Genomic DNA, 25,944 nt, shown 5'->3' on the forward strand with positions numbered 1-25,944 from the left:
CTCGCTCCCACAGTGTCTTGTGTCGCTCGTTAATCGAGTGTTGCCAATGCCTGCGCCGCCTGCAGCAACTCCAGCTCGCTGAACACCTGCACCCCATGGCGCCTGAGCAACGCCGCCGTCACGCCCTCGCCACTGACCTTCACACCACTGAATGTCCCGTCATAGGTCAGCAGATTGCCGCAGGACGGGCTGTTGGCCTTGAGGATGGCGATGCGGATGCCATGCTTTTGCACCAGTTCCAGAGCCTGATACGCCCCCGACAAAAACTGCGCACTGACATCCTCGCCCTCGGTAGTGATCACCAGCGCCTGGCCGTCGAGAACTTGCCCGCCCTGCCCGCCCGGAATTTCCGCCGCCGCCCGTGGCGTCGGCAAGCCGCCGGCGACCTCTGGGCACAAGGGTACGACCCGACCTTCATCAAGCCACTGCGCAAGCTGATCGAACGGCCCGCTGGCCCCGCCGTCGTAACGAACCCGGTGGCCCAACAGGCAGCGGCTGACGAGAATTTTCTGCATGATCAGAACGGCTCGTTACCGCGCCGGCGGAACCAGCCGGTCAGCGACAGGCGATCCCGGGTCGCGGGCAGGACTTCGTGGGGCACCTCTGCGGAGAGAAACACCACCAGGCAGCCGCCGATAGGCTGCACGTCTTGGACGCGATCATTGTCGAGGTACATGCGCAATTGGCCGCCGTGCTCGGGAAGCCAGCCGTCATTGAGGTAAACCACCGCCGAAACCATGCGCCGGTCGTCATCGCGAAAGCGGTCGACATGCTTCAAGTAAAAGGCACCGGGCGGGTACATCGCAAAATGGCTTTCGAAATCCTCCAGGCCGAGAAACAGACCGCGATTGATCGCCTCGCGCAGGCTGCCCATCAATCTCAGGTAGCTGTCGCAAGCCTCGGCCTGGCCGGGGTCAATCCACTGGATATGGTCGCCACGAATCCCTTCGCGGATCTCCGATGACGGCCCACGACCCACGGCGGCCGGAGCCAGCTCACCCTCGACAGCACGCTTGCGACACTCGGCCGCCAGCGCCTGGGTCAGATCCAGAGGCAGGAAAATATTCTGCTGCGACCAACCGTGCTCGGCCAGATCGTCGACGATTCGTAACAGCAGTGGGTGATCAGAGGATATTTGCATGCCGCGCATAGTATTCCTGTACCCGCAAATCCGACAGAGCCGCGCAGCGGGCTGATACGAATTCTCGACAAGTACGGATGCCGCACGGAGAATAGTCGCCTGCTGAGTGGAGTCCCTATGCGCCGTTTGCTTTTATCACTGCTGATGTTCTGCGTATTGCCCGCCTGGGCAGACGGTCACGACCAGTTGTACAAGGTCGCCGGCTGGCCGGAACAACGCGCGCATTTCAACGACGCCCTCTCGGCTGCTCAGCAACGCTATCAGGGCAGCCTGCCTCCAGCGGTGTTTCAGGCACTGGTCAATAACAGCAATCAGCGTTTTTCCGCCCAGGCCGTGGACCAGCGTGCCGAAGCGCAATTGCGCAATAAGCTCGCCAACCCCAAACCCGCGCTGACGTTTTTCCAATCGCCCCTGGGCAAGAAAATCGTCGCCGCCGAGCTGCTGGCGACCCGTCGCGACCAACTGGCAAAAAACGCCAAGGGTCTACCGAAAATGCAGGCCAGCGACAGCCGTCTGCTGATCATCGGCCATTTGGCACAAGCCCTGCCCGCCCGCGAGGCCGGCGCGGAAGTCAGCCTGGCGATTGCTGGCGTCGCCGCCGATAGCTTGAGCTCGATGATTCCCGGGCTGCTCGGTGCCGGTCAGGCACAGGGCATGCTGAACGGACAACGTCAGCGCCTTATGGACCAGATCGGCAGCGATATCAACAACACGCTGTTGTATGTCTATCGCGACCTGTCGGACGACGAGCTGGAAGAGTTCGCGACCTTTGCCGAATCGGCGGAAGGCCAGGCTTATTATCAGGCCGCATTGGCTGCGATTCGGGCGGGGTTGGCGGTGGGGCAGAGCAATTCGAACCTGACCCAATGAATTTCGGTGCCAGATAGATCGCTTTAGCGAGCAGGCCCTCACTGTCGCTAGGAGTTCCGGCCTTTTATCCGCCGGGTCAAAAACCCGAAATACTCCTGCCGCATCACCAACGTTTCATTCGCCAGATGATGCCGTGCCTCGGGCAGCATCAGCACCTGCGGCCGATCAAACTTGCCCCGCAAAACGTCCAGGTTGTGCTCCCAATCCACTGTCATGTCGGCTTGGCCCTGCACGATCAGCGGCCGTCGCGTGCTCGTGGGTGCGGCTTCGATACGCTTGATCCAGCGTGCCAGTGCGCCCACCCAGGCTGTCGGCAGGCGAAGCGGCTGCAACGGATCTGCTTGCAGGAACGGCAAAAACGCCGGGTCGTTGGAGTTCTCGCTGAAACGCCGGGCGATGGCTTTGACGAAAGGCTTGAGCAGGTAGTAACTCAGTTGCGACCAACCCCACGCCCGCGGCCGCACCAGCGGCGACAGCAGAATCACCTGACCCTGTGCCGGGCTGCTCACCCCCGCATTCAACACATGATCGATCACGATCGCCCCGCCGGTACTCTGCCCGCACAGGTGCCACGGTTGCGGCAAGTCGAGGGATTGCGCCTCGCCGAACAACCCTTGCAACGCGTCCTGATACTCGGCGAAATCCTTGATGCTCGCCCGTTCGCCACTGGACAAGCCGTGCCCCGGCAAGTCGCAGGCAATCACCGCAAAGCCCTGGTCCAGCGCCCACTCGATCACATGCCGGTAGAGCCCGGTGTGATCGTAGAAGCCGTGGATGACAAACAGCGTCGCCTTCGCCCGCTCGGGCCACCAGAACTGGCTGACCAGCTCATAACCATCGACCTCGAACCGCCCAAGGCCACTGCGCACCTGACGCTGCGCAAAATCCAGCCCGTAGAATCGTTGGTAAGCTTGCGCCTGTGCTGACAACGGCTGCCCGGCTGCCAGAGGCAGCAAGCTGGCGCGTAGAAGATCAGGGTCGAAAGTAGCCGGCATGGACGATTCCAGAACGTGAAACGGACTTTATAGGCCTGCGATATTCATCTGTCGCGGCAAGCATGGCAAGCTAGCCGACCTTCGAGGATTGAACCGATGCGCCCGCCCTTTCGCGCCACCCTGTTTGCCTGCCTGCTCGCCGTGGTGTGTGCCGGCGTGTTGTGGGCGGCCTACGACTGGTTCCAGGGGCGTTACCTGCGCACGTTCAGCGAGCACACCGCGATGTTTTCGGGGGATCCGCTGCGCCTTCCCGAATCCCTCGCCGGCCCTGGCGCCATCCGCCTGGTGCATTTCTGGGACCCGGCCTGCCCGTGCAATGTCGGCAATCAGCAACACCTGACCGAACTGGTCGAGCGCTATGTACCCCATGGCGTGGAATTCTATGTCGTGCAAAAACCCGGTAGCCACGGCCAATTGCCGGGTACCTTGAGCAGCCTCAAATCCATCGACATCCTGCCCGGCTCCGAACAAGTCCCCGCCAGCCCGGCCGTGGCGATCTGGGATCGCAGCGGCAAACTGGCGTACTTCGGCCCCTACAGCGAAGGCCTGACCTGTAATTCCAGCAACAGCTTTATCGAGCCGATTCTGCAGGCGCTCGATGAAGGCCGTGCGGTGAGTGCCACGCACACATTGGCTGTGGGGTGTTACTGCCCGTGGCCTGTCGATCCCGCGAAGTAGGCAAAGACCTGGTAATACGAATCCCTCCTACGGGCGATGCGTCAGACTGGCGCGTCGTGCTACACAGTGGCACCAGGAATCACAATAACAACAAGGAGTCACCATGAAACGCAGCCTGACCGCTCTCGCTCTGCTGATCGTCATGCTGGCCGCCGGGGCCGGCTGGTACCTATACAGCAAGCAGCCGTCACGCCAGGGCATGGTGGAACTGCAACATCTGCAAGGCTCTGTCACCGTGCGCTACGACGAGCGCGGCGTCCCGCATATCCGTGCCGACAACGAAACCGACCTGTACCGTGCCCTCGGCTACGTCCATGCCCAGGACCGCCTGTTCCAGATGGAGGTCTTGCGTCGCCTGGCCCGTGGCGAACTGGCTGAAGTGCTCGGGCCGAAACTGCTCGACACCGACAAACTGATGCGCAGCCTGCGCATTCGCGAACGCGCCGAAACCTACTTCGCGAACCTCGACAAGCAGTCGCCCTCCTTCATCGCCATGCAAGCCTATCTGGACGGCATCAACCAGTATCAGGACAGCCACGCAAAACCCGTGGAGTTCGACGTGCTGGGCATTCCAAAACGCCCATTCACGGCCCAGGACACCATCAGCATTGCCGGGTACATGGCCTACAGTTTTGCCGCGGCATTTCGTACCGAACCCTTGCTGACATTCGTGCGCGATCAACTGGGGCCTGAATACCTGAACATCTTCGATCTCGACTGGCAGCCAAAAGGCATGCTCAACGGGACCGCCCCCTCATTGGCCAGCGCCGACTGGAAAGACCTCAACGCCCTCGCCCGCCTGAGCGAACAAGCCCTGGCCGACAACGGCCTGCCACAGTTCGAGGGCAGCAACGCCTGGGTCGTCGCGGGCAGCCGGACCCAAAGCGGCAAGCCGCTGCTGGCGGGTGATCCGCATATCCGTTTTTCCGCGCCGTCGGTGTGGTACGAAGCGCAGCTCTCGGCGCCGGGCTTTGAACTCTACGGCCACTATCAGGCCCTGATGCCGTTCGCCTCCCTGGGCATGAACCACGACTTCGGCTGGAGCATCACCATGTTCCAGAACGATGACCTCGACCTGATCGCCGAGAAGGTCAACCCGGACAACCCCAATCAGGTCTGGTATCGCGGCAAGTGGGTGGACATGACGACCAGCGAGCAGCAGATCGCGGTCAAGGGCCAGGCGCCAGTCACCCTGGTGTTGCGTCAATCGCCCCACGGCCCGATCGTCAACGATGCTCTGGGCAGCGGCGTCGGCAAGACACCGATTGCGATGTGGTGGGCGTTTCTCGAAAGCCAGAACCCGATACTCGAGGGTTTCTATCAGCTCAATCGTGCCGACACCCTGGCCAAGGCCCGCGGTGCCGCGGCGAAAATCCAGGCCCCGGGCCTGAACGTTGTCTGGGCCAATGCCAAGGGTGACATCGGCTGGTGGGCGGCGGCGCAATTGCCCAAGCGCCCGGTGGGGGTTCGCCCGTGGTTCATCCTCGACGGCAGCACCGCCGAGGCGGACAAGGATGGCTTCTACCCGTTCAGCGCCAACCCCCAGGAAGAAAACCCGGCGCGGGGCTACATCGTCTCGGCCAACTTCCAGCCGGTGTCACCGACCGGCATGGAGATTCCCGGCTACTACAACCTTGCCGATCGAGGTCAGCAACTCAATCGTCAGCTCAGCGACAAAGCGCTCAAATGGAACCTGGAAAACAGCCAGCAGCTGCAACTGGGCACCACCACCGCCTATGGCCCGCGCCTGTTGGCACCGCTGTTGCCGGTGTTGCGTGAAGTGGTGAGCGATCCCGCCGAACTCAAACTGGTGGAGCAACTCGTCCAGTGGAAAGGCGATTACCCGCTCGACTCGATCAGCGCCACGCTGTTCAACCAGTTCCTGTTCAACCTGGCTGACGCGACGATGCACGATGAGCTGGGCAACGACTTCTTCGAAACGCTGCTCTCGACCCGGGTGATCGACGCCGCGTTACCCCGCCTGGCCGCCAGCGCCGATTCACCGTGGTGGGACAACCGCGGCACACTCGGCAAGGAAACCCGTGCCGACACGGTCAAGGCGGCCTGGCAAGCCAGCCTCGCGCACCTCAAGACCGCCCTCGGTGCAGACTCCGCGCAATGGCAGTGGGGCAACGCGCACACGCTGACCCATAGCCATCCACTGGGGCAGCAAAAGCCGCTGGACCTGGTCTTCAACGTCGGCCCCTTCGCCGCACCCGGCACCCATGAAGTGCCGAACAACCTCTCGGCGAAGATCGGCCCGGCTCCGTGGCCTGTCACCTACGGCCCTTCGACCCGGCGCCTGATCGACTTCGCCGACCCGGCCCACAGCCTGACCGTCAACCCGGTCGGCCAGAGCGGCGTACTGTTCGACAGTCACTATGAGGATCAGGCCGAGGCCTACATCGAGGGGATGTACTTCCAGGCACATCTCAATGACGAAGAAGTCACGGCCAATACCCGCAGCACCTTGAAGCTGTTGCCGGCGCGAGTTGCGCAGTAGAACTTTACTGACAGGGCTGGCCCCATCGCGAGCAGGCTCGCTCCCACAGGGATCTCTGTCGAACACAAATTTTGTGAACACCAGAAAAACCTGTGGGAGCGAGCCTGCTCGCGATGGGGCCCTGACAGACAACAACAATCTCTGCTCAAACCATCGCCGCAAAATTCAGTCTGAACTGCTGCGGCGTTACCCCCAGCCTGCGATTGAACACACTGCGCATATGCTGGGCATCGCGGAAACCGCATTGATAGGCCACGGTCTTGAGCGGCGCGCGGGTGCTTTCGAGCATCACCCGCGCCGCATCGACCCGTGCACGCTCGACAAACTCGGCCGGGGTGATTTTCGCTTCCCTGGCGAACACCCGGGAGAAGTTGCGTGCACTCATATTGGCGGCATTGGCCAGGTCGGCGATGGTCAAATCTCCCGTCAGGTTGGCCAGCACGTAATGCTGGACCATCGCCACCGCCGAATCCGGTTCGGCGTGGGGCACAAGGAACGGGCTGAATTGCGATTGCCCGCCCGAACGCTGGGTGAACACCACCAACCGCTTGGCGACATTCAACGCCACTTCCGGCCCGTGATCCCGGCCCAGCAGGTACAGGGACAGATCGATGCCCGCAGTGACCCCGGCCGAGGTGAACAGCTCCCCGTCCTCAACATACAGTCGATCCGCTTCCACCCGGGACGAGGGGCACAGCGCCGCCAGATCCGATGTGTCCTGCCAGTGCGTGGTGACCGTGCGCCCCTCCAGCAACCCCGCCCGAGCGAGTATAAACGCGCCATTGCAGATCGAGCCAAAGCGCTTGGCCCGCGCGCAGGCATCGCGTAGCCAGGTGTCGAATGCCGCGCCGAAACTCATGAACGGCAACTGCGGCCCCCCAGCCACCAGCAGCAGGTCATAAGCCTCCAGCGCTTCGCTGAAATGCCGATGGGCATTGAGTGCCAAACCGTTGGAGCACGCCATCATTCCGCGCTCGACGCCGATCACCTCAAGACGATAGTGATCCTGCGGGGCAAGGAAACGATTGGCCTCGGAAAACACATCCATGGGCCCGGTGACATCCAGTGACTGGACGCCGGCGAACACCACGATAGCTACGGTTTTACTCATGACGTGAATCGCCCTCCAGGGATCTGATTGCACCATCCCCTGTAGGAGCGAGCTTGCTCGCGATGTACACAAGAGCGCCGCGCTCATCCAGGCAGCCCCCGCCATCGTTGACGTCCATCGCGAGCAGGCTCGCTCCTACAGAGACTGCGTGCACCCTAGCCAATCCACAAGCAACAAGCGAGGTTGGCGCGATATGCACGCTCATTGGCCGGGATCGCAGCCATGGATCGATTGTCCGGTTTCGGGGGCCGGAACAGACTGAAACCCTCATCACGAAGAGGAAAACTCCATGAGCACCACCATCGCCGGCATCAGGATCCCGGACAGCGCGCTGGCCAAGGCCACCACCGAATACATCCGCGACATCGAGTCCGACCTGCTCTACCACCACTCACGCCGGGTGTTCCTGTTCGGCGCACTGAGCGGTGAGCGCAAGCGATTGGCCTACAACCCGGAGTTGCTGTACGTCGGCGCGATGTTCCATGACCTGGGCCTGGTGCAGGGTCATCGCAGTGACAATGAACGCTTCGAAGTCGATGGAGCCAATGCGGCAGCCGCATTTCTCAAGCCTTACGGATTGAACGATGACGACATCGAACAGGTCTGGCTCTCGATTGCCCTGCACACCACACCGGGCGTGCCTCAGCACTTGCGGCCTACTGTGGCGCTGGTCACGGCGGGCGTCGAGATGGACGTGCTGGGCATGGACTACGCGGCGTTTTCCAGCGTGCAGCGCGAAGCGGTGGTGCATGCGCATCCACGGGGCGAGGGATTCAAGGAGTGCATCATCTGCGCGTTTGCCGATGGTTTGCGCCATCGTCCACAGACCACGTTCGGTAATGTGAAGACCGATGTGCTGGCGGATCAGGAGCCGGGGTTCAAGCCGATGAACTTCGTCGAGGTCATCCGCCAATCACCCTGGACTGCATAAAAACCGCGTAGGAGGGATCGGGTTGGCCACAAGGGCCAACCCGACTTCAGGCTCAAGCCGCTTCCGGTGCCTGTGCGCGACGCACGTCCGGCTGCTTCCACGAATCGGCTGCCGCTTCTTCGATCGCTTGCTGGATCGCACGCTTGCGGCTTTCTTCGGCACGACGGCTGAAGAACCAGACCATGAAGGTCACGATCGACACTGCCAGCAGGATCAAGCTGGCCACGGCGTTGATCTCTGGCTTCACCCCCAGACGCACCGCCGAGAACACTTCCATCGGCAGGGTCGTGGAACCCGGACCCGACACGAAGCTCGCCAGCACCAGGTCATCCAGTGACAGCGCGAACGACATCATGCCGCCCGCTGCCAGCGATGGGGCGATCATCGGGATGGTGATCAGGAAGAACACCTTCCACGGCTTCGCGCCCAGGTCCATGGCCGCCTCTTCGATGGACAGGTCCAGCTCGCGCAAACGCGCCGAGACCACCACCGCCACATAAGCCGCGCAGAACGTGGTGTGGGCGATCCAGATGGTGACGATGCCGCGCTCCTGCGGCCAGCCGATCATCTGCGCCATGGCCACGAACAGCAGCAACAGCGACAGACCGGTGATCACCTCAGGCATGACCAGTGGCGCGGTGACCAGGCCACCGAACAGGGTGCGGCCCTTGAAGCGCGTAATGCGCGTCAGGACGAACGCCGCCAATGTACCCAGTGCCACCGCCGCCACCGCCGTGTAGCAGGCGATTTCCAGCGAGCGCACCACCGAGCCCATCAACTGGCTGTTGTCGAGCAGGCCGACGTACCACTTGATCGACCAGCCACCCCACACCGTTACCAGTTTGGAGGCGTTGAACGAGTAGATCACCAGGATCAGCATCGGCGCGTAGATGAATAGCAAACCCGCTATCAGCATGAAACTTGAGAAACGGAAGCGCTTCATTCCTTGCCCTCCATTTCTTTGGCCTGACTACGGTTGAACAGAATGATCGGAACAATCAGGATCGCCAGCATCACCACCGCCAGGGCAGACGCCACCGGCCAGTCACGGTTGTTGAAGAACTCCTGCCAGAGCACTTTACCGATCATCAGTGTTTCCGGACCGCCCAGCAGTTCCGGGATCACGAATTCGCCCACCACCGGGATGAACACCAGCATGCAGCCTGCGATGATGCCGTTCTTGGACAGCGGCACGGTGATTTTCCAGAAACTGTTGAAGGTGCTCGAACCCAGGTCGGATGCGGCTTCCAGCAGGCTCTGGTCGTGCTTCACCAGGTTGGCGTACAGCGGCAGGATCATGAACGGCAGGTAGGAGTAAACCACGCCGATGTAGACCGCCAGGTTGGTGTTGAGGATCTGTAGCGGTTCGTTGATCCAGCCCATGCTCATCAGGAAACCGTTGAGCAGGCCGTTGTTGCTGAGGATGCCCATCCACGCATAAACGCGGATCAGGATCGCGGTCCAGGTCGGCATCATGATCAGCAGCACCAGCACCGTTTGCATTTCCTTGCGGGCGACGGAGATGCCATAGGCCATCGGGTAGCCGATCAACAGGCAGAGGATGGTGCTGAACAATGCCATCTTCAACGAGCCGAGGTAAGCGGCGATGTACAGCTCGTCACCGGCCAGCATCGAGTAGTTGCCCAGGTTAAGCAGCAACTGCAGCTTCTGCTCGGCGTAGCTGTAGATTTCGGTGTACGGCGGAATGGCCACGTCTGCTTCGGCGAAACTGATCTTCAGGACGATGAAGAACGGCAGCATGAAGAACAGGAACAGCCAGATGAATGGGATGCCGATGACCACCTGACGGCCACCGGGAATTATTCGATTGAGACGGCGTTTGAATTTGCGCATGTTCATGAGCGAAGCACCACGCCGCTGTCGTCTTCCCAGTACACGTAGACCTGATCACCCCAGGTCGGACGCTGCCCGCGACGTTCGGCGTTGGCCACGAACGACTGCACCAGCTTACCGCTTGGCAGTTCGACGTAGAACACCGAGTGGCCACCGAGGTAGGCGATGTCATGCACCTTGCCGCTCGACCAGTTGTACTCGCAGGTCGGCTTTTCGGCGGTGACCAGCAGTTTTTCCGGACGGATCGCGTAGGTGACCGACTTGTCCTGCACCGAGGTGCTGATGCCGTGGCCCACGTAGATCTGGTGGTCCATGTCCTTGCAGGTAATGATCGCGTGGCCCTCGGCATCGTCGATCACTTCGCCTTCGAAGATGTTCACGTTACCGATGAATTCGCAGACCAGGCGGCTGGTCGGGGTTTCGTAGATGTCGATCGGGCTGCCGATCTGGGCGATCCAGCCCAGGTGCATGATCGCGATGCGCTCGGCCATGGTCATGGCCTCTTCCTGGTCGTGGGTCACCATGACGCAGGTCACGCCGACGCGCTCGATGATCTCGACCAGCTCCAGCTGCATCTGCGAACGCAGCTTTTTGTCCAGTGCGCCCATCGGTTCGTCGAGCAGCAGCAATTTCGGACGCTTGGCCAGGGAACGGGCCAGGGCCACACGCTGACGCTGGCCGCCGGACAACTGATGCGGCTTGCGCTTGGCGTACTGGCTCATCTGTACCAGCTTGAGCATGTCGGCCACCCGCGCATCGACTTCAGCGGCCGGCAACTTGTCCTGCTTGAGGCCGAAGGCGATGTTCTGCGCCACCGTCATGTGCGGAAACAAGGCGTAGGACTGGAACATCATGTTGATCGGCCGCTCGTAGGGCGGCATGTCAGTGATGTCTACGCCATCGAGGAAAATGCGCCCCTCCGTGGGCCGTTCGAAACCTGCGAGCATGCGCAGCAACGTGGATTTGCCCGATCCCGAGCCGCCGAGCAGAGCGAAAATTTCGCCTTTCTTGATTTCCAGGGACACATCGTCCACGGCAATCGTCTCGTCGAACTTCTTCGTGACCCGGTCGATTTTGACCAGTACCTGTTTAGGTGACTGGTCGCCCTCGAGGGCTTTCTTATAGGCGCCGGAGGCAACTGCCATTTACGAAACTCCCAACAAAATTTTCAGTTCGCTCAAGGTGAGCCTTGAAACTATTTACCCGACTTGACCTTGGTCCAGCTGCGGGTCATCAAACGTTGAATATTCGGCGGCAGCTCGATGGACACGTAGGTCTTGTCGAGCACCGCTTGCGGTGGATAAACCGCTTCGTCGGTGCGAATGGACTGTTCCATCAGTTTGTCCGACTTAGGGTTTGGGTTGGCATAGCCGACGTAATCACTGACCTGGGCAATCACCTCAGGCTTGAGCAAATAGTTGATGAAGGCATTGGCCTGCTTCACGTTGGCCGAGTCCTTCGGAATCGCCAGCATGTCGAACCAGAGCGCGCCGCCCTCTTTCGGGATCGAATAGGCGATGTTCACGCCTTTCTTGGCTTCTTCGGCGCGATTCTTCGCCTGGAAGATGTCGCCGGAGAAACCGATCGCCACGCAGATATCGCCGTTGGCCAGATCCGCGATGTATTTCGAAGAGTGGAAGTAGGTCACGTAAGGTCGCACTGCAAGCAACTTGGCGGTGGCCTTTTCGTAGTCCTTGGGATCGGTGCTGTTGGCATTCAGGCCCATGTAGTTGAGCACTGTCGGCATCATTTCATCGGCGGAGTCGAGGAAGGCTACACCACAGCTTTGCAGCTTCTTGATGTTCTGCGGCTCGAACAGCACGCCCCAGGAATCAATGGTGTCGACGCCCAGCACAGCCTTGACCTTGTCGACGTTGTAGCCAATGCCATTGGTGCCCCACAGGTACGGCACGGCGTACAGATTGCCCGGATCGTTCTGTTCCAGGCGCTTGAGCAGCACCGGGTCGAGGTTCGAATAATTCGGCAGCTGCGACCTGTCGAGCTTCTGGAATGCCCCGGCCTTGATCTGTTTGCCGAGGAAGTGGTTCGACGGCACGACCACGTCATAACCGGTACGCCCGGCCAACAACTTGCCTTCCAGGGTTTCGTTGGAATCGAAGACGTCATAAACCGGCTTGATACCGGTCTCTTTCTGGAAGTCGGCCAGGGTGGTCTCACCGATGTAGTCCGACCAGTTATAAATATGCACGGTGCCGGCGGCCTGGACACTGACAGCAATCGTCAGCCCGGCGCCGACCAGCATGGCTTTGCGCAAGAAAGAAAAAACAGGCAAGTGGAGGTCCTCTGAAATTAGTTGGGCCCAAGTTGCCCCGCGCTACATGACAACCGTGGTTGCCCGGCAACAAAACCGGCGCGCAACTTACCCTCGAAAAACCGTTCCAGCAAAATTTTTATACAGTTGCACCTGTGGGAGCGAGCCTGCTCGCGATGGTCGTCAACGATAACGATGGGTGCCTGACACCCCGCGGCGCTCTCAGGTTCATCGCGAGCAGGCTCGCTCCTACAGGCTAATTACTTATTTACCGGATTTGATCTTGGTCCAGCTGCGGGTCAATTCCCGCTGAGTCGCCGCTGGCAGGTCGGCGATGGCATACAACTTGGCCAGCACATCGGCTGGCGGGTAGATGCCTGGATCGCTGGTGATGTCTTTGTCGACCAGAGCTGTTGCAGCGGCGTTACCGTTCGGGAAGCGTACGGCGTTGGTGATACCGGCCATGACTTCAGGCTTCTGCAGGAACGTCATGAACTTGTAGGCGCCCTGAACGTTCTCGGCATCCTTGGGAATCGCGACCATGTCGTAGAAGGTGCCAGCGCCTTCTTTCGGAATGGCGTAGCTGACTTTGACCTTGTCACCCGCCTCTGCGGCACGGGACTTGGCCTGCTGAACGTCACCCGAGTAGCCAACCGCTACACAGATGTTGCCGTTGGCCAGGTCCGAGATGTACTTGGACGAGTGGAAGTAGGTGATCGAAGGACGAATCTTGAGGAACAGATCCTCGGCTTTCTTGATGTCTTCTTTCTTCTGGCTGTCGGTTGGCAGGCCCAGGTAGTGCAGCGCGACCGGGATCATTTCGGTCGGCGAATCGAGGAAACTCACACCGCAACCCTTGAGCTTGGCAATGTTTTCCGGTTTGAGCAGCACGTCCCAGGAGTCGATGGTATCGACGCCCAACGCGGCCTTGACCTTCTCCGGGTTGTAACCGATGCCGATCGAGCCCCACATGTACGGGAAGGCGTGCTTGTTACCAGGGTCACTGACCGATACGGCCTTGAGCAGATCCTGGTTCAGGTTTTTCCAGTTAGGCAGCTTGGACCGGTCCAGCTCTTGATATACGCCGGCCTTGATCTGCTTGGCCAGGAAGTTGTTCGATGGCACGACCACGTCGTAGCCGGACTTGCCCGCCAGCAGTTTGGCTTCCAGGGTCTCGTTGCTGTCGAATACGTCGTAAACGACCTTGATCCCAGACTCTTTCTCGAAGTTCGCGATGGTGTCCGCAGCGATGTAGTCGGACCAGTTGTAGACGTGCAACACCTTGTCGTCCGCCTGAACCGCACCCGCCATCATGCCCGCGACGGACAGGGCGAGAAGTGTCTTGCCAGCAAGCTTTTTACCTAATGCCTTCATGCGTCATGCTCCAAATTTTTCTTTTTTGAACCACTTTGTTCAGCGGCAGAACCCTGACAACTGGAACTGCGGCTAGTCTGGCAAGATCCGAGGCGGTCTTTCAAGAAAAGACCGGCCTTTGTGACAGCTTTGAGCGAGAGCGCCGCAGCTCCCTCGCTCAGAGCCTAGCACTTAGCCCTGCAATGCACTCAGGGTCAGGTCAAGGCACTTGCGAGCCTTGGTTACCAGTTCATCGATTTCCGCCGGCGTGATCACCAGTGGCGGAGCGATGATCATGGTGTCGCCGACTGCGCGCATGATCAGGCCGTTGTCGAAGCAGAACTGACGGCAGATCATGCCGACGCCCTTGCCCTCGTATCGCTTGCGAGTGGCCTTGTCCTGGACCAGTTCGATGGCCCCCAACAGCCCGACCCCACGAACTTCACCCACCAGCGGGTGATCGTTCAGTTCCCGCAGACGCTTTTGCAAATACGGTGCCGTTTCTGACTTCACGCGCTCGACAATTTTTTCGTCGCGCAGGATACGGATGTTTTCCAGCCCCACAGCCGCCGCCACCGGGTGCCCGGAGTAGGTGAAACCGTGGTTGAAGTCACCGCCCTCGTTGAGCACGTCCACCACTTCGTCACGCACGATCAAGCCGCCCATCGGGATGTAGCCCGAGGTCAGGCCCTTGGCGATGGTCATCATGTCTGGCTTGAGGCCGTAGAAATCGCTGCCGAACCACTCGCCGGTACGACCGAAACCGCAAATCACTTCGTCCGCCACGAACAGGATGTCGTACTTGGCGAGGATTTCCTTGATGCGCGGCCAGTAAGTCGCTGGCGGAATGATCACGCCACCGGCGCCCTGGATCGGCTCGGCAATAAAGGCACCGACGTTGTCGACGCCGACTTCCAGAATCTTTTCTTCCAGCTGGTTGGCCGCCCAGATACCGAATTCTTCCGGAGTCATGTCGCCGCCTTCGGCGAACCAGTACGGCTGGGCAATGTGGACGATGCCCGGGATCGGCAAGTCGCCCTGTTCGTGCATGTACGTCATGCCACCCAGGCTCGCGCCAGCCACGGTGGAACCGTGATAGCCGTTCTTGCGGCTGATGATGACTTTCTTTTTCGGCTGGCCCTTGATCGCCCAGTAGTGACGAACCATACGCAACATGGTGTCGTTGCCTTCAGAGCCGGAACCGGTGAAGAACACATGGTTCATGCCTTGCGGCGCGATGTCGGCGATAGCCTTGGCCAGCTCCAGTACCGGCGGATGCGCGGTCTGGAAGAACAGGTTGTAGTAAGGCAGTTCGCGCATCTGTTTACTGGCGGCATCGGCCAGTTCATCACGACCATAACCAATCGCGACACACCACAGGCCGGCCATACCGTCGAGGATCTTGTTGCCTTCACTGTCCCAGAGGTAAACGCCCTTGGCATTGGTGATGATCCGCGGGCCTTTCTCTTTCAGCTGCTTGAAGTCGCTGAACGGAGCAAGGTGGTGGTCATTGCTCAGGGTTTGCCATTCACGGGTTTGCGGATTGTTGCTGGTCATGTGAATCTCCTAAAAAAATCAGGTGAAGGCGCCGCCAGGCAGCGGCGACGCCCGGCGTATCAGACGGCAAAGAGCAGGAATTCCCTTTCCCACGAACTGATCACGCGCTTGAAGTTTTCATGCTCGGCCCGCTTGACCGCGACGTAGCCAGTGATGAAATTTTTGCCCAGGTAACGCTCGATGGTCGCGCTGTTTTCCATGCGTTCCAGCGCGTCTTCGATGGTCAGCGGCAGGCGCAGGTTGCGGCGTTCATAACCACGACCCACCACCGGCGCACTCGGGTTCAGGCCTTCGACCATGCCGATGTAACCGCAGAGCAGGCTCGCGGCAATCGCCAGGTACGGGTTGGCATCGGCGCCCGGCAGGCGGTTTTCCACCCGACGGTTCTGCGGTCCGGCATCCGGCACCCGCAGACCCACGGTGCGGTTCTCTTCGCCCCACTCCACGTTCACTGGCGCCGAAGTGTCCGGCAGGAAGCGACGGAACGAGTTGACGTTGGGGGCGAACAGCGGCAACAGCTCGGGAATGAGTTTCTGCAGACCACCGATGTGGTGCAGGAACAGCTGGCTCATGGTCCCGTCTTCATTAGAGAAGATGTTCTTGCCGGTCTCGATGTCGATGATGCTCTGGTGCAAGTGCATGGCACTGCCCGGCTCGCCGGTCATCGGCTTGGCCATGAAGGTCGCTGCGACGTTGTGCTTGAGCGCGGCCTCGCGCATGGTGCGCTTGAACACCAGGATCTGGTCGGCCAGTGACAGGGCATCGCCGTGACGGAAGTTGATTTCCATCTGCGCCGTGCCGTCCTCGTGGATCAGCGTATCGAGGTCAAGGTCCTGCAGTTCACACCAGTCGTAGACGTCTTCGAACAGCGGATCGAATTCGTTCGCCGCTTCAATGGAGAACGACTGACGACCGATTTCCGGACGACCAGAGCGACCGACCGGCGGCTGCAGCGGGTAGTCCGGGTCGTCACTGCGCTTGGTCAGGTAAAACTCCATTTCCGGCGCCACGATCGGCTGCCAGCCTTTGTCGGTATAGAGTTTCAGGACTTTCTTGAGCACGTTGCGCGGCGACAGCTCGATCGGGTTGCCTTGCTTGTCGTAGGTATCGTGGATGACGATGGCAGTCGGCTCGATCGCCCACGGCACCAGGTACACCGCGTTCTGGTCGGGACGGCAGATCATGTCGATGTCGGCCGGGTCGAGCAGTTCGTAATAGATGTCGTCTTCGACGTAATCGCCGGTCACTGTCTGCAACAGCACGCTTTCCGGCAGACGCATGCCTTTTTCGGCGATGAATTTGTTGGTCGGCGAAATCTTGCCCCGGGTAATCCCGGTCAAGTCGGCGATCATGCATTCGACTTCTGTGATCTTGTGGTTTTTCAACCAATCGGTGAGCTGGTCGAGGTTGTTACTCATAAATGCCTCTAGGCTTGAGTTGTCTGACCCTTTTAAGGTCAGGCATTGTTTGACGCATCGGCGTCGCGTTGTAGAGCGTTTGCGCGGCAGATTATCGTGCCTGCCGACTCGGCTGCAGAAGCCGGGCGTGCAGAATCACGAGCGGTGCCCTGAACGATGGTCAGGCCGCTAGTGTGAATCGGTTCTATATTGAATGGAGTAACCGTAATGGGGGTGCCATCGCGACCGTCCAGAATATCGGACGGGGACGGTCGAACCGTCAGGGACGCAAGGATCACCGGAACCGCTGAGGCCACGGAACGGACGGGCGTGTCATCACTGATGTGATAAACATGCCGACCGACCTGTCTTGAGCAGTCGGTGACGCCGATTATCGGCAGGCGAGACATGAAGCACCCCGGTATTATTGCTGTTATGGGTTTGATTCGAGCTTAGCCTTGTTCATTTTTTTACACAACACCCCCGTAAAAAATACAACACGGCCCGCTCAAGCCTGCGGGCGCCACAGGGGCCAAGGGCATAAAAACGCCCCAAATCGCCTCAAAAAAGCCACGCGAGCGCTTTTTTAGGGCAAAAAAGGCCTCGCTTGACTTCGGCATGCCGTTCGGGTTGACTGGAATCTGAAAAGATCAATGATTGATATTTTTAACAACAAAGGTGTTGCATCATGTCGGTACCCCCGCGTGCCGTTCAGCTTAACGAAGCGAACGCGTTCCTTAAGGAACATCCTGAGGTTCTGTACGTTGACCTTCTGATTGCGGATATGAATGGTGTGGTGCGCGGCAAGCGCATCGAACGCACCAGCCTCCACAAGGTTTACGAGAAAGGCATCAACCTGCCGGCCTCTCTATTTGCTCTGGATATCAATGGCTCGACGGTGGAAAGCACTGGTCTGGGCCTGGACATCGGTGATGCTGACCGAATCTGCTATCCAATCCCCGATACCCTATGCAACGAGCCATGGCAGAAGCGCCCGACCGCGCAACTGTTGATGACCATGCACGAACTCGAAGGCGAGCCATTCTTCGCCGACCCGCGTGAAGTGCTGGCCAATGTGGTACGCAAGTTCGACGAAATGGGCCTGACCATCTGCGCCGCGTTCGAACTGGAGTTCTACCTGATCGACCAGGAGAACGTGAACGGTCGTCCGCAACCCCCTCGCTCGCCGGTTTCCGGCAAACGTCCGCACTCGACACAGGTCTACCTGATCGACGACCTCGACGAATACGTCGACTGCCTCCAGGACATCCTCGAAGGTGCCAAGGAGCAAGGCATCCCGGCCGACGCCATCGTCAAGGAAAGTGCCCCGGCGCAGTTCGAAGTGAACCTGCACCACGTGGCCGACCCGATCAAGGCCTGCGACTACGCGGTCCTGCTCAAGCGCCTGATCAAGAACATCGCCTACGACCATGAAATGGACACCACCTTCATGGCCAAGCCGTATCCGGGCCAGGCGGGCAATGGTCTGCACGTCCACATTTCGATTCTCGACAAAGACGGCAAGAATATTTTTGCCAGTGAGGATCCCGAGCAGAACGCCGCACTGCGTCACGCGATCGGCGGTGTGCTCGAGACCCTACCGGCGCAGATGGCCTTCCTCTGCCCGAACGTCAACTCGTACCGCCGTTTCGGCGCACAGTTCTACGTGCCGAACTCGCCGTGCTGGGGTCTGGATAACCGTACCGTGGCGATTCGCGTACCGACCGGTTCGCCAGACTCGGTGCGCATCGAACACCGTGTAGCCGGCGCCGATGCCAACCCGTACCTGCTGATGGCGTCGGTCCTGGCAGGCGTGCACCACGGTCTGGTCAACCAGATCGAGCCTGGCGCTCCGGTCGAAGGCAACAGCTACGAGCAGAACGAGCAGAGCCTGCCGAACAACCTGCGTGATGCACTGCGCGAGCTGGACGACAGCGAAGTCATGGCCAAGTACATCGATCCGAAATACATCGATATTTTCGTGGCCTGTAAAGAGAGCGAGCTGGAGGAGTTCGAACACTCCATCTCCGACCTCGAGTACAACTGGTACCTGCATACCGTTTAATCGGTTGCAGTAGTAAAAAAACGCCGCCGGCCTCATAGCCTGCGGCGTTTTTTTATGGCCGCCTGCGGCGGTTCGCTGGCAAGCCAGCTCCTACAGGAGGAATGCATTCAATTGTAGGAGCTGGCTTGCCAGCGAAGGCGTCTGGGCAGACAACACACAACCCGACTCGTACAATGCCCACTGCCCCGCAGGAGACTTCAATGACACGCGTAGCCACCCCCCGCAAACCCCGCGCACGCAGCCAGGCCCGGATCGATTCGATTCTCGATGCGGCCCGCACGCTGTTGGCCACCGAGGGCGTGGCCAGCCTGTCGATCTACAGCGTCGCCGAGCGCGCGGAGATCCCGCCCTCCTCGGTCTACCACTTCTTCGCCAGCGTGCCTGCCCTGCTCGAAGCCTTGACCGCCGATGTCCATGCGGCCTTCCGCGCCTGCCTGCAAGCCCCCATCGATCACCTGGCCTTGAATGGCTGGCGCGATCTGTCGCGACTGGTGGAACAACGCATGCTCGACATCTACGCAGAGGACGCCGCCGCTCGCCAACTTATTCTGACCCAACATGGCCTGACCGAAGTCACCCAGGCCGACCGCCAGCACGACATTGAACTGGGCGACCTGATGCACAAGCTGTTCGACCATCACTTCGAGCTGCCGACATTACCCAGTGATGTCGATGTGTTCGCCCTGGCCATGGAGCTGGGCGACCGGGTGTATGCGCGCTCGGTGCAACAGCACGGGCAGATCACGCCGCGCATGGCGGAGGAAGGAATGCGGGTGTTTGATGCTTACCTGGGGTTGTACCTGCCGCCTTACCTGCCCAAGCGCACCCTCGGCGACTGATGCACTAAATCACTTCGCAATCGTAAAGTGCCAGGCGTCGAATCACTGTTCCTGGTCGCAACAACCCGCCTGGAGCGACGACCGCGTTGGCACCGAGCCGCGATCCGTCGCCCAGCAGCGCGCCAAACTTGTCGCAACCGGTCGGCACCAGCACGCCATCGACCTGCACGTTCACAGCTTTGTCAGCACGCTCGTTGCGATAGTTGGCAACGATGCTGCCCGCTTCCAGATTGACTCCGGCACCCAATACCGAATCACCGACAAAATTGAAGTGCGCCAGTTTGCTGCCGCCAAACACGAAGGAAGACTTGAGCTCGGCGCCGGGGCCGATGATGCAATGCTCATCCAGCCAACAACCACCACGCAGATAAGCACCGGCGGCGATAAAACAGCCAGCGCCAATGATCAGCGGCGCCTTGAGAATGGCGCCCTCTTCGACCTGCGCCGTGCGGTGGACGGCAATATCATCCAATACCAGGTAATCATCATCCGGCAACTGCTTGAGTAGCTCGCGCACACGCTCGGGGGCATTGCTCACCAGCTCCCAGGGCGTCAGGTCGGCCCATCGGGCAAGCTTCGAGAGGGCCATACCATGAATGTAATCCGAAATCCTGACTGTCATCTTTGATCTCCCTGGCGCCAAACCTTGCTGCGAAAAAAATCCACACCGGACTCTACCACCGCCAGCAAGGCCAACAACAACCCCGAAGGGCTAAAACCCTCCGGGGTTGTTGTTTACGCATACGGCTTACAACTTGGCGATCGACACCTCGGTGGATTTCACAAACGCGATCACTTCACTGCCGACCGCCAGTTCCAGCTCTTTCACCGAGCGCGTGGTGATCACCGAAGTGACGATGCCGGACGCGGTCTGCACGTCGATTTCCGACAGTACGTCACCGAGGACGATTTCCTTGATGGAGCCTTTGAACTGGTTGCGAACGTTGATGGCCTTGATTGTCATGATGTTGATTCCTGTCGTTGGATAAAACTTGAGTTATTGAGCCCAGCGCAATTGCGTGGGCAAGGGTGAAACAGGTTCGGGTTCCGGCGGCTGGCCGGGCAGCGCCAGCACGCGATTGAGGACTTCGGTTTCCAGCGCCGCCAGCCGATGGGATCCACGGACCCGGGGGCGCGGCAGGTCCACGTGCAAGTCGTGGCCGACTTCACCGTCTTCGATCAGGATCACCCGATCGGCAATCGCCACGGCTTCGCTGACGTCATGGGTCACCAGCAACACCGTGAAACCGTGCTGCTGCCAGAGCCGTTCGATCAGTTGCTGCATTTCAATTCGGGTCAGGGCATCCAGCGCCCCCAAGGGTTCGTCGAGCAACAGCAGGCGCGGCTGATGAATCAACGCACGGGCCAAAGCCACGCGTTGCTTCTGCCCACCGGACAACGCTGCCGGCCACTCATTGGCGCGATCGGCCAGGCCCACCGCATCCAAAGCTTCAAGCGCTTGCGGCCGCCAGTTGCCCTTGAGGCCCAGACCGACGTTGTCGATGATCTTTTTCCAGGGCAGCAAACGCGCCTCCTGGAACATCAGCCGCGTGTCTTCCCGCGCGTCGCTCAATGGCGCGGCACCGGCGAGCAGCTCACCGCCCGAGGGTTTATCGAGGCCGGCGAGCAAGCGCAGCAAGGTACTTTTGCCGCAGCCGCTGCGACCGACCACGGCGACAAACTGGCCCGCCGGAATGTGCAGGTCGATCTCGCGCAGCACCTGCCGCGAGCCAAAGGTTTTTTGCAGCTTGCGCACTGCCAGCGGAATGCCGCGCAGCAGGCGTGGAGGTTGCTCCGCGATCATGCCGCACCTCCCTTGGTAACCTGATACGCCGGGTGCCAGCGCAGCCACACACGCTCAAGTCCACGGGCCGCGAGGTCGGCCAGCTTGCCGAGCACCGCGTACAACAGAATCGCCAGCACCACCACGTCAGTCTGCAAGAATTCCCGGGCATTCATGGCCAGATAGCCGATGCCGGAACTCGCGGAGATGGTTTCCGCCACGATCAACGTCAACCACATGAAGCCCAGGGCGAAGCGCACACCGACCAGAATCGAAGGCAGCGCCCCCGGCAGAATCACCTGCCAGAACAGACCGAAACCAGACAAGCCATAACTGCGCGACATCTCCACCAGCGCCGGATCGACATTGCGGATGCCGTGATAGGTATTGAGGTAAATCGGGAACAACGTGCCCAGCGCCACCAGGAAAATCTTCGCCGACTCGTCGATGCCGAACCACAGGATCACCAGCGGAATCAGCGCCAGGTGCGGCACATTGCGGATCATCTGCACCGAACTGTCGAGCAGGCGCTCGCCCCACTTCGACAGGCCGGTGATAAAGCCCAGGGTCAAACCGATGCCGCCGCCGATGGTAAAACCCAGCGCGGCACGCCAGCCGCTGATGGCCAGGTGCGTCCAGATTTCGCCGCTGCGCACCAGGCTCACGCCGGCTTCGATGACGGCAATCGGCGCCGGCAGAATCCGTGTCGACAACCAACCCGCCGACACACTCAACTGCCAGACCGCCAGCAGTAACAACGGCAACGCCCAGGGCGCCAGGCGGTGGATGATTTTCTTCATGACCGCGCCTCAGCTCTGGGACGCGGCTTTGGGCAGAATGTCGTTGGCGACCATCTCGCCGAACGGGCTGACGTAGCCGGCACTTTTTGGCAGTTCAGGACGCTCGACATCGAGGTGCGGGAACAGCAACTCGGCCACCCGGTACGACTCTTCCAGGTGTGGGTATCCGGAAAATATAAAGGTGTCGATGCCCAGGTCCGCGTACTCCTTCACACGAGCCGCCACGGTCGGACCATCGCCTACCAGCGCCGTACCGGCACCGCCGCGCACCAGGCCGACGCCGGCCCACAGGTTAGGACTGACTTCCAGGTTGTCGCGGTTGCCGCCATGCAATGCGGCCATGCGTTGCTGACCGACCGAATCGAAACGCGCCAGCGAAGCCTGGGCACGAGCGATAGTCTCGTCGTCGAGATGGGAGATCAGCCGATCCGCGGCTTTCCAGGCTTCATCGTTGTTTTCACGCACGATCACATGCAGGCGAATGCCGAAGCGCACGGTGCGTCCAAGCTTGGCGGCCTTGGCGCGGACCTGTTCGATCTTTTCCGCCACGGCGGCCGGTGGCTCGCCCCAGGTCAAGACCATTTCCACCTGTTCGGCGGCCAGGTCTTGCGCGGCATCCGAAGAGCCGCCGAAGTACAGTGGCGGACGTGGCTGCTGGACCGGTGGATAGAGCAATTTCGCGCCTTTCACGCTGATGTGCTGGCCGTCGTAATCGACGGTTTCGCCTTCCAGCACCCGACGCCAGATGCGGGTGAATTCCACCGAGGCCTGATAGCGTTCTTCGTGGCTGAGAAACAGACCATCGCCCGCCAACTCTTCCGGATCACCGCCGGTCACCAGGTTGAACAACGCACGACCGCCGGACAGTCGATCCAGGGTCGCGGCCTGACGCGCCGCCACCGTCGGGGAAATGATCCCGGGGCGCAGGGCGACAAGAAACTTCAAGCGCTGGGTCACCGGAATCAGCGATGCCGCCACCAGCCACGAGTCTTCGCACGAGCGGCCGGTAGGGATCAGTACCCCGCCGAACCCCAGGCGATCCGCTGCCTGTGCGACTTGTTGCAAGTAACCGTGATCGACGGCACGTGCGCCTTCAGCGGTGCCTAGGTAATGGCCGTCGCCGTGGGTAGGCAGGAACCAGAAAATATTGAGGCTCATGGAGTGGTCTCCTTGGGGAATCGAATTATTGGGCTTTGGTTACCGAGCTTTGGGCCACGACAGCCGGCGGCGTCCAGATCACGTCTTTGATGCTCAACGGCTTGGGGATCAGCTTGAGCTGGTAGAAGCTGTCGGCAATTTTCTGTTGCGCCGCGACCACTTCCGGGGTGAGGAACAGCGCGCCATAGCCCTGGCGTTTCACCGAGGTCAGGGTGATGTCCGCTGGCAGGCCGAGCAGCGGTGAAACCTGTTGGGTCACCTCTTGCGGGTTAGCCTTGGACCACTCGCCGATCGCACGCACTTCTTCGACCAGGGTCTTGATCACCTCGGGATTCTTCTGCGCATAAGGTTTGGTCGCCAGGTAGAACTGATGGTTGTCGACGATGCCCTGGCCATCGCGCAGGGTGCGCGCTTGCAGCTGTTGTTCGGCGGCGGCCTGGTACGGGTCCCAGATCACCCAGGCGTCGACGCTGCCACGCTCGAACGCGGCGCGGGCATCGGCCGGCGGCAGGAATACGGTCTGGATGTCGGTGTATTTGAGGCCGGCGTCTTCCAGTGCACGCACCAGCAGGTAGTGCACGTTGGAGCCCTTGTTGAGCACGACTTTCTTGCCCTTGAGATCCGCCACCGATTTGACCGGCGAGTCCTTCGGCACCAGGATCGCCTCACTGTGCGGCGCTGGTGGTTCATAGGCGACGTAGAGCAGATCGGCACCCGCTGCCTGGGCAAACACCGGAGGCGTTTCGCCGGTCACGCCGAAATCGATGGAACCGACGTTCAGGCCTTCGAGCAACTGCGGGCCACCGGGGAATTCAGTCCATTGCACGTCCACGCCTTGGGCGGCGAGGCGTTTTTCCAGGGTGCCTTTGGCTTTGAGCAGCACCAGGGTGCCGTATTTCTGATAGCCGATTCGCAGGGTCTCGGCCTGAGCTTGAGTAATGGCGCCGAAGGTGACAGCCGCAGCAAACAGAGCGACCAGACCACGACGCAAAATGACAGGGCGCATGGCGCTCTCCTTTTTGCAGTTGGGTTTTGGCTGCACCTGCTTGCCCGTTGGCGGGCGAGTAAGGCCAGTACTTCAGTTGTTTCGGTGAGGCTTAAATGCTCCAGCGAGCACTCAACAAACGTTCATTCAACAGACCTGGATCGAGCGGCCTGGGCCGTCGCGCCATGGCTCCGGAAAATTGCTCCAGCGCTTCATACAAACGTTGCTCCAGCTCCGGCGCCAGTTGCGCCAGCGCGCTGCCTTCACCGTAAGCGATCTGGCTGTCGACGGCGAAAATCCCCTGCAGCATTTCCTGGGCCTTCAAGGCCGACAGCACCGGCTTGAGCGCGTAATCCACCACCAGCATGTGGGCGATGCTGCCGCCAGTGGCCATTGGCAAAACCACCTTGTGGCTCAAGGCGCGTTCGGGCAGCAGGTCCAGCACGACTTTCAGCGCACCGGAAAACGATGCCTTGTAAACCGGTGTGGCAATCAGCAGGCCATCGGCGTTTTCAATCTGTTGCAGCAGGTCGATCACCTTGGGGCTGTCGAAGCGTGCGTGCAGCAGGTCTTCGGCCGGGAAGTCCCGTACCTGGTAACTCACCACTTCCACGCCCTGCTCTTGTAACCATTGCCGGGAGCGATCCAGCAGCACCCCGGAACGAGAGCGCTGGCTGGGACTGCCACCGAGTGAGACAACCAACATTCAGACGATTCCTTGCACGGTGCTGGCGATTCGCGGTTTGCGACCTCGCTTCGATGGAGTGACCTTAACAGCTGATTTATATATCCATAAATCATATTTATTCATTTGGTTATGCATTAAAGAAATATGCAGAGCAGATTCCTCCAGACAAAAAAAAGGCCGTCGAAACGGCCTGAAATCCCCTGTTTTGTGGGTACCTTGAAAAGATCGCAGCCTGCGGCAGCTCCTACAGGGATCGGCGTATGCACGTAGGAGCTGCCGCAGGCTGCGATCTTCTGACCTTCAACGGTTCGGCTGCGGCGTCAGGCGCAAGTAAGGCTTGACCGCCCGATAGCCCTTGGGAAAACGCTGCTTGATTTCATCCTCATCCTTGAGCGACGGCACGATCACTACCTCATCACCGTCCTGCCAGTTGGCCGGCGTGGCCACCTTGTAGTTGTCGGTGAGTTGCAACGAATCGATCACCCGCAGGATTTCGTTGAAATTGCGCCCGGTGCTCGCCGGGTAGGTGATGGTCAACCGGACCTTTTTGTTCGGGTCGATCACGAACAGCGAGCGCACGGTCAGGGTGTCGTTGGCGTTGGGATGGATCAGGTCGTAGAGGTCCGAGACCTTGCGGTCGGCGTCATCCAGGATCGGAAAGTTGACCACGGTGTTCTGCGTCTCGTTGATGTCCTCGATCCACTTGTGATGCGACTCGACAGGGTCAACGGACAGTGCGATCGCCTTGACGCCGCGCCCCGCGAATTCATCCTTGAGTCTGGCGGTGAAGCCCAATTCGGTGGTGCACACTGGCGTGAAATCCGCCGGATGGGAAAACAGCACGCCCCAGCTATCGCCCAGCCACTGATGAAAACGGATGATGCCGGCGCTGGAGTTCTGTTCGAAATCGGGGGCGATATCGCCAAGTCTGAGGCCCATGGTGCTGCTCCTTGTGAATGCTTGA

At 60.2% G+C, this 25,944-nt stretch carries 25 protein-coding genes; 6 read left to right on the plus strand and 19 right to left on the minus strand.

Annotated features, from left to right (window positions below; genetic code table 11):
• Window positions 1–29 precede the first annotated feature (29 nt).
• Window positions 30–515, minus strand: coding sequence for a DUF523 domain-containing protein (locus C8K63_RS13245; protein ID WP_108217115.1), 486 nt, complete (start codon window positions 513–515; stop codon window positions 30–32).
• Window positions 516–517: 2 nt separating this feature from the next.
• Window positions 518–1,150: a 2OG-Fe(II) oxygenase gene (locus C8K63_RS13250; RefSeq protein WP_108217116.1), complete on the minus strand. Its 633-nt coding sequence runs from the start codon at window positions 1,148–1,150 to the stop codon at window positions 518–520.
• 108 nt (window positions 1,151–1,258) lie between these two features.
• Between C8K63_RS13250 and C8K63_RS13255 the strand changes: the two genes are divergently transcribed.
• Complete coding sequence (locus C8K63_RS13255) at window positions 1,259–2,011, plus strand: DUF2059 domain-containing protein (RefSeq protein WP_108217117.1); 753 nt, start codon at window positions 1,259–1,261, stop codon at window positions 2,009–2,011.
• A gap of 47 nt (window positions 2,012–2,058) precedes the next feature.
• Here the strand turns inward: C8K63_RS13255 and C8K63_RS13260 are convergent, their stop codons facing one another.
• Window positions 2,059–3,006 carry an alpha/beta hydrolase gene (locus C8K63_RS13260; protein ID WP_108217118.1) on the minus strand — a complete coding sequence of 316 codons (948 nt, stop codon included), beginning with the start codon at window positions 3,004–3,006 and terminating at the stop codon, window positions 2,059–2,061.
• A gap of 96 nt (window positions 3,007–3,102) precedes the next feature.
• On the opposite strand from C8K63_RS13260, the gene C8K63_RS13265 reads away from it, so the two are divergent.
• Together C8K63_RS13265 and C8K63_RS13270 are read left to right on the plus strand one after the other, a co-directional pair.
• Window positions 3,103–3,684 (plus strand): DUF6436 domain-containing protein, encoded by a 582-nt coding sequence (locus C8K63_RS13265; protein ID WP_108217119.1) that lies wholly within the window; start codon window positions 3,103–3,105, stop codon window positions 3,682–3,684.
• A gap of 103 nt (window positions 3,685–3,787) precedes the next feature.
• On the plus strand, window positions 3,788–6,187 hold the full coding sequence (locus C8K63_RS13270; protein ID WP_108217120.1) for a penicillin acylase family protein: 2,400 nt from the start codon (window positions 3,788–3,790) through the stop codon (window positions 6,185–6,187).
• Between the two features lie 145 nt (window positions 6,188–6,332).
• Here the strand turns inward: C8K63_RS13270 and C8K63_RS13275 are convergent, their stop codons facing one another.
• Window positions 6,333–7,298 carry a GlxA family transcriptional regulator gene (locus C8K63_RS13275; protein WP_108217121.1) on the minus strand — a complete coding sequence of 322 codons (966 nt, stop codon included), beginning with the start codon at window positions 7,296–7,298 and terminating at the stop codon, window positions 6,333–6,335.
• A 289-nt stretch (window positions 7,299–7,587) separates the two neighbouring features.
• Here C8K63_RS13275 and C8K63_RS13280 point away from each other — a divergent pair, with 289 nt between their 5' ends.
• Window positions 7,588–8,229 carry an HD domain-containing protein gene (locus C8K63_RS13280; protein WP_108217122.1) on the plus strand — a complete coding sequence of 214 codons (642 nt, stop codon included), beginning with the start codon at window positions 7,588–7,590 and terminating at the stop codon, window positions 8,227–8,229.
• Between the two features lie 52 nt (window positions 8,230–8,281).
• Here C8K63_RS13280 and C8K63_RS13285 read toward each other — a convergent pair whose 3' ends face one another.
• The 7 genes from C8K63_RS13285 to C8K63_RS13320 form a co-directional block, all read right to left on the minus strand.
• Window positions 8,282–9,172, minus strand: coding sequence for an ABC transporter permease subunit (locus tag C8K63_RS13285; protein WP_108217123.1), 891 nt, complete (start codon window positions 9,170–9,172; stop codon window positions 8,282–8,284).
• Window positions 9,169–10,050, minus strand: a complete 882-nt coding sequence (locus tag C8K63_RS13290; protein WP_256594946.1) for an ABC transporter permease subunit — start codon at window positions 10,048–10,050, stop codon at window positions 9,169–9,171. The genes C8K63_RS13285 and C8K63_RS13290 overlap by 4 nt, the downstream gene beginning before the upstream one ends.
• Window positions 10,051–10,085: 35 nt before the next feature.
• Complete coding sequence (locus C8K63_RS13295; RefSeq protein ID WP_108217125.1) at window positions 10,086–11,228, minus strand: ABC transporter ATP-binding protein; 1,143 nt, start codon at window positions 11,226–11,228, stop codon at window positions 10,086–10,088.
• A 50-nt stretch (window positions 11,229–11,278) separates the two neighbouring features.
• Window positions 11,279–12,376: a polyamine ABC transporter substrate-binding protein gene (locus C8K63_RS13300; RefSeq protein ID WP_108217126.1), complete on the minus strand. Its 1,098-nt coding sequence runs from the start codon at window positions 12,374–12,376 to the stop codon at window positions 11,279–11,281.
• A 243-nt stretch (window positions 12,377–12,619) separates the two neighbouring features.
• Window positions 12,620–13,729, minus strand: a complete 1,110-nt coding sequence (locus C8K63_RS13310; protein ID WP_108217128.1) for a polyamine ABC transporter substrate-binding protein — start codon at window positions 13,727–13,729, stop codon at window positions 12,620–12,622.
• A gap of 171 nt (window positions 13,730–13,900) precedes the next feature.
• Complete coding sequence (locus tag C8K63_RS13315) at window positions 13,901–15,265, minus strand: aspartate aminotransferase family protein (protein ID WP_108217129.1); 1,365 nt, start codon at window positions 15,263–15,265, stop codon at window positions 13,901–13,903.
• Window positions 15,266–15,324: 59 nt separating this feature from the next.
• Window positions 15,325–16,683 (minus strand): glutamine synthetase family protein, encoded by a 1,359-nt coding sequence (locus C8K63_RS13320; protein WP_108217130.1) that lies wholly within the window; start codon window positions 16,681–16,683, stop codon window positions 15,325–15,327.
• A 667-nt stretch (window positions 16,684–17,350) separates the two neighbouring features.
• Here C8K63_RS13320 and C8K63_RS13330 point away from each other — a divergent pair.
• Both C8K63_RS13330 and C8K63_RS13335 read left to right on the plus strand, forming a co-directional pair.
• Window positions 17,351–18,727 carry a glutamine synthetase family protein gene (locus C8K63_RS13330; protein ID WP_108217132.1) on the plus strand — a complete coding sequence of 459 codons (1,377 nt, stop codon included), beginning with the start codon at window positions 17,351–17,353 and terminating at the stop codon, window positions 18,725–18,727.
• A 200-nt stretch (window positions 18,728–18,927) separates the two neighbouring features.
• The gene (locus C8K63_RS13335) at window positions 18,928–19,566 is read left to right on the plus strand and encodes a TetR/AcrR family transcriptional regulator (protein ID WP_108217133.1); all 639 of its coding nucleotides are present in this window, start codon (window positions 18,928–18,930) and stop codon (window positions 19,564–19,566) included.
• A 4-nt stretch (window positions 19,567–19,570) separates the two neighbouring features.
• Here C8K63_RS13335 and C8K63_RS13340 read toward each other — a convergent pair whose 3' ends face one another.
• The 8 genes from C8K63_RS13340 to C8K63_RS13375 form a co-directional block, all read right to left on the minus strand.
• Complete coding sequence (locus C8K63_RS13340; protein ID WP_108217134.1) at window positions 19,571–20,188, minus strand: LpxA family transferase; 618 nt, start codon at window positions 20,186–20,188, stop codon at window positions 19,571–19,573.
• 126 nt (window positions 20,189–20,314) lie between these two features.
• Window positions 20,315–20,530: a molybdopterin-binding protein gene (locus C8K63_RS13345; RefSeq protein ID WP_007967989.1), complete on the minus strand. Its 216-nt coding sequence runs from the start codon at window positions 20,528–20,530 to the stop codon at window positions 20,315–20,317.
• Between the two features lie 33 nt (window positions 20,531–20,563).
• Window positions 20,564–21,370, minus strand: a complete 807-nt coding sequence (gene ssuB / locus C8K63_RS13350; RefSeq protein WP_108217135.1) for an aliphatic sulfonates ABC transporter ATP-binding protein — start codon at window positions 21,368–21,370, stop codon at window positions 20,564–20,566.
• Window positions 21,367–22,149, minus strand: a complete 783-nt coding sequence (gene ssuC / locus C8K63_RS13355) for an aliphatic sulfonate ABC transporter permease SsuC (RefSeq protein WP_108217136.1) — start codon at window positions 22,147–22,149, stop codon at window positions 21,367–21,369. Before ssuC ends, ssuB begins: the two co-directional genes overlap by 4 nt.
• A 9-nt stretch (window positions 22,150–22,158) precedes the next feature.
• Window positions 22,159–23,307: an FMNH2-dependent alkanesulfonate monooxygenase gene (gene ssuD, locus C8K63_RS13360; RefSeq protein ID WP_108217137.1), complete on the minus strand. Its 1,149-nt coding sequence runs from the start codon at window positions 23,305–23,307 to the stop codon at window positions 22,159–22,161.
• A gap of 25 nt (window positions 23,308–23,332) precedes the next feature.
• Entirely contained in the window at window positions 23,333–24,313 is a 981-nt protein-coding gene (locus tag C8K63_RS13365; RefSeq protein WP_108217138.1) for a sulfonate ABC transporter substrate-binding protein, read from the minus strand.
• 91 nt (window positions 24,314–24,404) lie between these two features.
• Window positions 24,405–24,998, minus strand: coding sequence for an NADPH-dependent FMN reductase (ssuE, locus tag C8K63_RS13370; RefSeq protein WP_108217139.1), 594 nt, complete (start codon window positions 24,996–24,998; stop codon window positions 24,405–24,407).
• 282 nt (window positions 24,999–25,280) lie between these two features.
• On the minus strand, window positions 25,281–25,919 hold the full coding sequence (locus tag C8K63_RS13375) for a peroxiredoxin (RefSeq protein ID WP_108217140.1): 639 nt from the start codon (window positions 25,917–25,919) through the stop codon (window positions 25,281–25,283).
• Window positions 25,920–25,944 lie beyond the last annotated feature (25 nt).

This window comes from Pseudomonas sp. GV085, assembly GCF_003050925.1.
Lineage (GTDB): Bacteria > Pseudomonadota > Gammaproteobacteria > Pseudomonadales > Pseudomonadaceae > Aquipseudomonas.

Coding starts and splice junctions, on each gene's coding strand:
- C8K63_RS13255 (WP_108217117.1), top strand. CDS start 1,259: ATGCGCCGTTTGCTTTTATCACTGCTGATGTTCTGCGTATTGCCCGCC.
- ssuB (WP_108217135.1), bottom strand. CDS start 21,370: ATGATCGCGGAGCAACCTCCACGCCTGCTGCGCGGCATTCCGCTGGCA.
- C8K63_RS13275 (WP_108217121.1), bottom strand. CDS start 7,298: ATGAGTAAAACCGTAGCTATCGTGGTGTTCGCCGGCGTCCAGTCACTG.
- C8K63_RS13260 (WP_108217118.1), bottom strand. CDS start 3,006: ATGCCGGCTACTTTCGACCCTGATCTTCTACGCGCCAGCTTGCTGCCT.
- C8K63_RS13375 (WP_108217140.1), bottom strand. CDS start 25,919: ATGGGCCTCAGACTTGGCGATATCGCCCCCGATTTCGAACAGAACTCC.
- C8K63_RS13345 (WP_007967989.1), bottom strand. CDS start 20,530: ATGACAATCAAGGCCATCAACGTTCGCAACCAGTTCAAAGGCTCCATC.
- C8K63_RS13285 (WP_108217123.1), bottom strand. CDS start 9,172: ATGAAGCGCTTCCGTTTCTCAAGTTTCATGCTGATAGCGGGTTTGCTA.
- C8K63_RS13245 (WP_108217115.1), bottom strand. CDS start 515: ATGCAGAAAATTCTCGTCAGCCGCTGCCTGTTGGGCCACCGGGTTCGT.
- ssuE (WP_108217139.1), bottom strand. CDS start 24,998: ATGTTGGTTGTCTCACTCGGTGGCAGTCCCAGCCAGCGCTCTCGTTCC.
- C8K63_RS13250 (WP_108217116.1), bottom strand. CDS start 1,150: ATGCGCGGCATGCAAATATCCTCTGATCACCCACTGCTGTTACGAATC.
- C8K63_RS13315 (WP_108217129.1), bottom strand. CDS start 15,265: ATGACCAGCAACAATCCGCAAACCCGTGAATGGCAAACCCTGAGCAAT.
- C8K63_RS13320 (WP_108217130.1), bottom strand. CDS start 16,683: ATGAGTAACAACCTCGACCAGCTCACCGATTGGTTGAAAAACCACAAG.
- ssuD (WP_108217137.1), bottom strand. CDS start 23,307: ATGAGCCTCAATATTTTCTGGTTCCTGCCTACCCACGGCGACGGCCAT.
- C8K63_RS13280 (WP_108217122.1), top strand. CDS start 7,588: ATGAGCACCACCATCGCCGGCATCAGGATCCCGGACAGCGCGCTGGCC.
- C8K63_RS13295 (WP_108217125.1), bottom strand. CDS start 11,228: ATGGCAGTTGCCTCCGGCGCCTATAAGAAAGCCCTCGAGGGCGACCAG.
- C8K63_RS13365 (WP_108217138.1), bottom strand. CDS start 24,313: ATGCGCCCTGTCATTTTGCGTCGTGGTCTGGTCGCTCTGTTTGCTGCG.
- ssuC (WP_108217136.1), bottom strand. CDS start 22,149: ATGAAGAAAATCATCCACCGCCTGGCGCCCTGGGCGTTGCCGTTGTTA.
- C8K63_RS13310 (WP_108217128.1), bottom strand. CDS start 13,729: ATGAAGGCATTAGGTAAAAAGCTTGCTGGCAAGACACTTCTCGCCCTG.
- C8K63_RS13270 (WP_108217120.1), top strand. CDS start 3,788: ATGAAACGCAGCCTGACCGCTCTCGCTCTGCTGATCGTCATGCTGGCC.
- C8K63_RS13340 (WP_108217134.1), bottom strand. CDS start 20,188: ATGACAGTCAGGATTTCGGATTACATTCATGGTATGGCCCTCTCGAAG.
- C8K63_RS13330 (WP_108217132.1), top strand. CDS start 17,351: ATGTCGGTACCCCCGCGTGCCGTTCAGCTTAACGAAGCGAACGCGTTC.
- C8K63_RS13265 (WP_108217119.1), top strand. CDS start 3,103: ATGCGCCCGCCCTTTCGCGCCACCCTGTTTGCCTGCCTGCTCGCCGTG.
- C8K63_RS13335 (WP_108217133.1), top strand. CDS start 18,928: ATGACACGCGTAGCCACCCCCCGCAAACCCCGCGCACGCAGCCAGGCC.